Raw genomic sequence first — 6,164 nt, 5'->3', positions numbered from 1 at the left:
CGCACCGGAAAGCAAGGGACGGTCGGGAGGCAGGAACTCGGTGGTGACGAGGTAGGTGGTTCCCCACGCGATCGGAGTGAGAGCGGTCAGCGCGGTCAGGCCCCACAGCCGCGCCGGGTCTTCGACGGCGACCGGGGCGGGAACGGCGGCGGGGGTGGTGACCTCGTGGGTCATGGTCGCCATGATGACTCCTCAACGTTGAACTATTTAATGTTGAGGACACTAGACCATCTGTTACCTTAGTGTCAAACATTTCAACGCTAAGGAGTCGTCATGGCAGACAGTGTGGACAAGGTGCTGGGGCAGTGGAGGGCCGAACGGCCGGACATCGACGCCTCGCCCATGGGCGTGATCGGTCGGATCTCGAGAGCCGCCCGATTCCTGGAGCGCAAGCTGGAGGAGACATTCGCCGCCTATGACCTGCAGCGATGGGAATTCGACATCCTGGCCACACTCCGCCGGTCCGGCTCCCCTTATCAACTCACGGCGGGTGGGCTAGTGGAGTCTTCGATGGTCACCTCTGGCGCCATCACCAACCGGATCGACCGGCTGGCGGCCAAGGAGCTGGTGACGCGCGAAACGGATCCGTCCAACCGACGTTCGGTCCTGATCACCCTGACCGACCAGGGCCGCCAACTCGTTGACGTCGTCGTGGCCAAGCACGTCGAAAACGAGACTCAGCTGCTCGCGGCACTCAACCCGGGCGAGCAAGAGCAACTCGCGGACCTGCTACGCACACTGCTCATGAGCCTCGGCGACGTGCCACCGGCGCTCAAGCCGAGCGACACCACGACAGCCGACGGACCAGAGCGCCTGCAGGGATGAGGCCAGCGACCACTCGCGCATGGCTCAACGTCAAATGAAAGCAGACGAAGGGGTTCAGTGTGGCTTCAAGCAGCCGCCGTCAGCAAGGACACCACCCGCATCGATGTCGAGCTCACCCGGCGCGACGAGACCGAATATGCACCCGCCGTGCGTCACGGCGGCCCCGAATCTGACCGCGCCATTGGCCGTTCGGGTCGTAACGTACTCGCCCATTCCGGCCCCTTCCAAGGCCTGAATGACCTCGTCGGGATCGAGATCGTCCTGCTCGGTCAATGGCTGTAGAGCGGCTGTGGCTGCTGGCAGCTCCTCCTTCGCAGGAGCGGTTTTCGCATACTCTTTGATGCGATCATGCGCGTGCGTCGGGAAGCGGTTGAGTGCTCGCATTGCGTCGTGCGAATCGATCTCGACCTTGCTGCCAAGCGACTCTTGGGCGACATGATCTCCGGACGGAACGTCCTCCGGACACGCACTCTCGTGGATCGCCGTGTCTCCGCCGTCGAGGTCAACGACGTACTCCACACAGATAACCGCCGACTTCGAAACCTCCGAGTTGAAGCCGCCGCCCTCGGACGTGACTGTCTCCGCGAACCATAGCGACAGCGACGCCTGCCCGCTGTCGACCACGACATCAACGTCGCGATCGACGCGGGAGCGATGCAAGCCGGTTTCGACGCCATCGGGACCGTCGACGAATACGCCGGCGGCGAGCTCGTTACCCACCGACAGAGCCTGCTCCCGTACGAGTTCCCGGGCTTCGCCCGAAACCCTGTGTTCAGAGCAACCTGCGAGGCTCAACGCAGAAACGGCGACGACACCCAGGGTCGCTCCGGCCTTCATATATTCCCCGTCTCAGTGTCATTCCCCGGGCAGGACAGAGCACGTGCTTGCTGCGGCAAGCTAGCTGCCAAGTGGCCGACCACACAAGCCTGAGGCGACCGGATCCAGCCGGAGCGCCTGCTCGCCTGACCTGTCAGATCATCAGCCCCATATCCCGCGAGCATGGCACTAATGCGCGCGTTGCGTAGATGACACGATTGACCGATGTCGCTGGTGCTACCGATTAATGACCCCTGTCCGTTCTGTGAGTACCTGAGTGGTCGACGTCCGTACACCATCGTTGAACGAGATCAAATCACGGCCACTCTGGTTACACGCGAACAGAGAGGCCAAGGTCATGTCCTGGTCGTGCCGGTTGAGCACCGCGAGACCATCTTGGATCTGCGACCGCATGAGGCCGATGCGCTCATCACGAGCGTCCGCAGAGCGGCTCGTCTCGTCAAAGAAGCCTTCGAGGCCGAAGGTATAGCCATCTGGCAGAAAAACGGCGTTCCCGCCTATCAGACCGTGCCGCATACACATTTCCATGTGGCGGCCACTCTGCCAAACGGAGGGACCCACTGGGGCCCGGTGCCAACGATGAGTATCGAGGAGACCGACGCTATCGCCAGACGGCTGCGAGCCGTCGAGACGTGAACGGGCACACCACCGGACACAAGCGCTAACGCACGGCGGTTCGCGTGCCGCGGGACAGCTCGTTGATCGTCGACGAGGCGCCTCACATCTCAGCCCGTCGCACTCGCGGCCGAGGCGACGTCACAGCGTGACCTGAACCACATCTCTGGATGCATGTCGAGAACCCTGTGGCTGCTCCGATCTTTGGATAAGAGCGCGCCCAATCCGGGCCGCAGCACAGATGAGGAGAGCACCATGGGACAGGTCATTTCGAACATGTCGATGTCGCTGGACGGCTTCATCGAAGACGCAGACGGCAGCGTGGACCAGCTGTTCGAGTGGTACACCGCCGGCCCTGTCGAAACGGAGTCCGCGAACCCGGACATCCCGTACCATCAGTCTGCGGAAGACACCGCGCATTTCCAAGAGACCGTCAACGCCATCGGCGCCCTCGTCGCGGGACGACGCCTGTTCGACGTAGCCGGTGGATGGAACGGTGTCCACCCCACGGGGTTGCCGGTCTTCGTCGTAACGCATCGGATTCCGACACCGCAGGAATGGCCGCACCAAGACGCGCCGATCACATTCGTCATCGATGGCGTCGACAGCGCGATCGCACAGGCGAAGGCTGTCGCCGGCGACAAGGACGTCGTCATCGCCAGCCCGAATATCGCGCAGCAGGCGCTCGATGCCGGGCTGCTCGATGTGATCACCGTCGATCTTGTGCCCTACCTGCTTGGTTCCGGCACCCCGTACTTCGCGAACCTGGCCTCGAAACCGGTGCGGCTGGACAACCCGACGATCCGCCGCGGCAATCGGGCCACCCACCTCAGCTATCGCGTCTTGCGCTGACTGACGCCGGTGCCCGCCGGCTTCGCGAGCTGGGACGAGTGGTCCGCGCACGGAGAGGAACCACACTGGGCGAGGACGACCGGAACCTGCCAGCACGGCTGCTTCCATGACAGTTCCAAGCGACGACGAATGTCGGTGGCTCCTGGTAGGCAGGACAGCATCCGCGTCACGGACCGTCGGGAGGAGTGCAGAGGGATGGAGCACGTAACCGGGTCTGGGACCATTGACCGGCCCCGTGTCGTGGTCTCGGTGGACGCGTCGGTGGACGGACGAGTCACACTCCGCCGCGATCGACTGTTGATGGATGAGGATGCCTCGCTGGAATGGGGATCGCTGCATCCGCCGAGTGCGCAGGTACTTGGAGACATGCGGTCATCGCAGATTGCCAACCTGTATCGGCCGCAGGCGGTCCTCGAAGGGAGCGGGTCGTTAGTCACGGAATCGGCTGGCCCACTGACCGGGCTCTCAGCCGAATTTCACGGTCCGGCAGACGTGCTCTACACCGACTTTCTGCCACCGGAGGTCGTCGAAGGCCCAGACCACGAGAAGTGGTTCACGGTTGTCGACAGCCGTGGACGAGTGCGGTGGCATACGAAGAATGGCGGCGGATTCGATGTTCTGGCCCTCGTGGCCCGCACCACACCCGTCGAATATCTGGCCTACCTGCGTCAGGAGCGCATCTGCTACCTCGTCGTCGGCGAGGAACGCGTCGATCTCACGACGGCCCTGCGCCGGATGCATGATCAGCTGGGTGTCACCTGCGTTGTGTCGACAGCCGGCGGCGGGCTCAACGGTGCGCTCCTCAGGGCAGGCCTGGTCGACGAGATCCACCTGCTCGTCTTCCCTGCCGCGATCGGCGGCCGGGACACTCCGACACTGTTCGACGGGCCCGAGCTTGCCGACGGAGAGTCTCCGACGCGACTGCGGCTGCTCTTCGCCCATGCTGAGACCGACGGAATGCTCTGGCTGCGGTACGAGGTCATACACGAGGAGGCACAACGCCTGACCGCGTAGCTAGACGCGCCGTCGGGACTAGGACGCCGCGCGACCGAAGCACGTCGCATCACCGACAACACTGCCGCAATTCGAAGCTTCAGTACGATTCCAGGCATGACAGCCCAGCGTCCGGCCGTCGAGCAGGACTTGGTGACGTACTACGACAGCAAGGCCACGTCCCGTGCCCAGCGAGAACTGTCGCCGGAGCGACGCGCATGGCGTGCCGACTACATCCAACGGCTCGTCCGGGAGCGACGCACTACGATTCTCGAGATCGGCACCGGCCCGGGCCGTGACGGCGAAGCATTCGCCTCGGTCGGCCTGAGGTACCGCGGCGTCGATCTCTCCTCCGGGCAGGCCGCGGAAGCACGCTCGATCGGCCTTGACGTCCAGGTCGCCTCCGCTCTCGACCTGCCATTCGAGAGGGACTCCTTCGACGCCGCCTGGACCATGAGCACTCTCATGCATCTTCATACAGACGGCCTGCCACGAGCCCTGGACGAGATCACCCGCGTCGTGCGCCCCGCGTCGCCGGTCGCGATCGGCGTCTGGGGCGCCGATGAAGACTAGGGACGGACGGTGGGACGAGGGCACCGCTTTCGGCCCTGCCCGCTATTTCAACCTCAGGAGCGACGCCACGCTCCGTGCTGCGCTCGAGAAGTACGGCACGATCGAGGACTGGGCGACCGCGCCAGGACGGAACGATCTCCACTATCAGTGGGCAGTAGTCCGCATACCCGAGTGACCACGAGAGCGTCAGTCCGGTTGGAGCAGGGATATGATCTCCTCGACGTTGGATTCGACGGGCCGCTGCATGTCCAGCTCGCGCACAGGCCAGAGAACCGACGACACGTCACCACGTGCGTCGTGCCACCATTTCTCCACAAACTCGGCCGGGACGTCGCGTGCTCGGTCGGCCGAACGCCGCTTGGCCACGTCCAGCGGAACATGGCAGTAGAAGTCCCAGTACGACCAGCCCAGAAGCCGGCCACGCGCGCGCAGCGAGGCCAGCGCGCCGCGCTCCTCAAAACTGAAGATCAGCCCAGACAGCACGACGTCATAGCCGTGACGCAAGTAGGACTCCGCGAGCAGGCAGACGTTGTCATACACGACCTGCTTGTTCGACTCGCCGGGGACGGTCGTCCAGTTGAACATGTCCGTGTCGATGGCTGCCGCCGGGTAACCCAGCCGGTCGCGCAACGCCTCCGCCAGGGCCGACTTCCCCGCGCCCGCCGGGCCTCGCAGAACGACGAGCATCCGCTCACGCACACGAACTCCCCTCACCACCGAACCGGATCAATCGTAGAAGGCGGCCCGGCGGAGCAAGCGTGCGGCATGAATCCACCCGACGAAGCTCAGCTCGCCATCGCCTGCGGGCTGATGACCTTGACCATCTCGTTGGCCCACGCAGCCTGCCGGAGCGTGTCCGGGTGACATCTCTGAGTGAGCGAGAGTAGCTCGTCGTCCTTAATGGCCTGGGCCGTCTGGCCGAGAATCTCCCAGTCGAGAGACAGTCCGATCAGGTCGAGATGCAAGCCGCGCATGTCCCATAGGAGCAGCAGGCCGGATTCAGGACGACGGCTGGACAGCTCCGAGAGCTTCTCCCGGACGGCGCGCAACGGCCGCGGGCCGCTGCCCGCATCGTCGACCTTGAGGTCGATGCCCAGGCGTTGGCCCTGCTCACGCAGGAGCCGGACGTGCTCATCGGACCATCGAGCCAGGTCTCTGGTCACGTGGTAGACCTCGTGATCCGATCGATGCCGCTCACCGATCACGAGCAGCTTTCTGACGACGTTCCGCTCATGGTTGTGCACGAGCCGGATCAGCATGCCTACCTTGTTCACCGTCGTACCCCTTCGCTCTGTGCCTGCGTGCCCGCGCTCGGGTCGTCGGCGTCGGCGGCACGCCTGATCCGGGCAGCGGACACTTTGAAGATCGGCTGTTTGGACGCCGGGTCCCACTCCGTCGGGGTCAGTTCGTTGGCGGCCCGGCCCATTCCATCCGGCTCGCGCCCGGCCGGTGTGTCCCAATAGCCGTAG

10 protein-coding genes and 1 pseudogene are annotated in these 6,164 nt (G+C 64.3%); 6 read left to right on the top strand and 5 right to left on the bottom strand.

Annotated elements, in window-relative coordinates; genetic code table 11:
- Window positions 1-183: pseudogene (locus ELR45_RS38545) on the bottom strand (hypothetical protein); the annotation flags it as partial.
- 90 nt (window positions 184-273) lie between these two features.
- On the opposite strand from ELR45_RS38545, the gene ELR45_RS20680 reads away from it, so the two are divergent.
- Window positions 274-825, top strand: a complete 552-nt coding sequence (locus tag ELR45_RS20680; protein ID WP_129668050.1) for a MarR family winged helix-turn-helix transcriptional regulator — start codon at window positions 274-276, stop codon at window positions 823-825.
- A gap of 54 nt (window positions 826-879) precedes the next feature.
- On the opposite strand, the gene ELR45_RS20675 is transcribed toward ELR45_RS20680, so the two are convergent.
- The gene (locus ELR45_RS20675; RefSeq protein WP_129668049.1) at window positions 880-1,545 is read right to left on the bottom strand and encodes a hypothetical protein; all 666 of its coding nucleotides are present in this window, start codon (window positions 1,543-1,545) and stop codon (window positions 880-882) included.
- A gap of 321 nt (window positions 1,546-1,866) precedes the next feature.
- Between ELR45_RS20675 and ELR45_RS20670 the strand changes: the two genes are divergently transcribed.
- From ELR45_RS20670 to ELR45_RS20650, 5 genes are all read left to right on the top strand, one after another.
- The gene (locus tag ELR45_RS20670) at window positions 1,867-2,298 is read left to right on the top strand and encodes an HIT family protein (protein ID WP_129668048.1); all 432 of its coding nucleotides are present in this window, start codon (window positions 1,867-1,869) and stop codon (window positions 2,296-2,298) included.
- 234 nt (window positions 2,299-2,532) lie between these two features.
- Window positions 2,533-3,129: a dihydrofolate reductase family protein gene (locus ELR45_RS20665; RefSeq protein ID WP_129668047.1), complete on the top strand. Its 597-nt coding sequence runs from the start codon at window positions 2,533-2,535 to the stop codon at window positions 3,127-3,129.
- Between the two features lie 195 nt (window positions 3,130-3,324).
- Window positions 3,325-4,143: a RibD family protein gene (locus tag ELR45_RS20660; RefSeq protein ID WP_129668046.1), complete on the top strand. Its 819-nt coding sequence runs from the start codon at window positions 3,325-3,327 to the stop codon at window positions 4,141-4,143.
- Between the two features lie 96 nt (window positions 4,144-4,239).
- Window positions 4,240-4,695: a class I SAM-dependent methyltransferase gene (locus ELR45_RS20655; protein ID WP_129668045.1), complete on the top strand. Its 456-nt coding sequence runs from the start codon at window positions 4,240-4,242 to the stop codon at window positions 4,693-4,695.
- On the top strand, window positions 4,685-4,870 hold the full coding sequence (locus ELR45_RS20650) for a hypothetical protein (protein ID WP_129668044.1): 186 nt from the start codon (window positions 4,685-4,687) through the stop codon (window positions 4,868-4,870). Before ELR45_RS20655 ends, ELR45_RS20650 begins: the two co-directional genes overlap by 11 nt.
- A gap of 11 nt (window positions 4,871-4,881) precedes the next feature.
- On the opposite strand, the gene ELR45_RS20645 is transcribed toward ELR45_RS20650, so the two are convergent.
- The 3 genes from ELR45_RS20645 to ELR45_RS38540 form a co-directional block, all read right to left on the bottom strand.
- Window positions 4,882-5,394, bottom strand: coding sequence for a P-loop nucleotide/nucleoside kinase family protein (locus tag ELR45_RS20645; protein WP_129668043.1), 513 nt, complete (start codon window positions 5,392-5,394; stop codon window positions 4,882-4,884).
- A gap of 86 nt (window positions 5,395-5,480) precedes the next feature.
- Entirely contained in the window at window positions 5,481-5,969 is a 489-nt protein-coding gene (locus ELR45_RS20640) for a hypothetical protein (protein WP_129668042.1), read from the bottom strand.
- Window positions 5,966-6,164, bottom strand: a 199-nt coding sequence (locus tag ELR45_RS38540) for a hypothetical protein (protein ID WP_205856958.1), incomplete at its 5' end; no start/stop codon positions are given. The genes ELR45_RS38540 and ELR45_RS20640, both read right to left, overlap by 4 nt.

Source organism: Phytoactinopolyspora endophytica (assembly GCF_004138495.1).
Lineage (GTDB): Bacteria > Actinomycetota > Actinomycetes > Jiangellales > Jiangellaceae > Phytoactinopolyspora > Phytoactinopolyspora endophytica.
This window is presented reverse-complemented; position numbering and strand designations above follow the sequence as displayed.

Bases quoted from the DNA above. Each gene is read 5' to 3' on its own strand.
- ELR45_RS20660 (WP_129668046.1), top strand. From the start codon at position 3,325: ATGGAGCACGTAACCGGGTCTGGGACCATTGACCGGCCCCGTGTCGTG.
- ELR45_RS20670 (WP_129668048.1), top strand. From the start codon at position 1,867: ATGTCGCTGGTGCTACCGATTAATGACCCCTGTCCGTTCTGTGAGTAC.
- ELR45_RS20665 (WP_129668047.1), top strand. From the start codon at position 2,533: ATGGGACAGGTCATTTCGAACATGTCGATGTCGCTGGACGGCTTCATC.
- ELR45_RS20650 (WP_129668044.1), top strand. From the start codon at position 4,685: ATGAAGACTAGGGACGGACGGTGGGACGAGGGCACCGCTTTCGGCCCT.
- ELR45_RS20680 (WP_129668050.1), top strand. From the start codon at position 274: ATGGCAGACAGTGTGGACAAGGTGCTGGGGCAGTGGAGGGCCGAACGG.
- ELR45_RS20655 (WP_129668045.1), top strand. From the start codon at position 4,240: ATGACAGCCCAGCGTCCGGCCGTCGAGCAGGACTTGGTGACGTACTAC.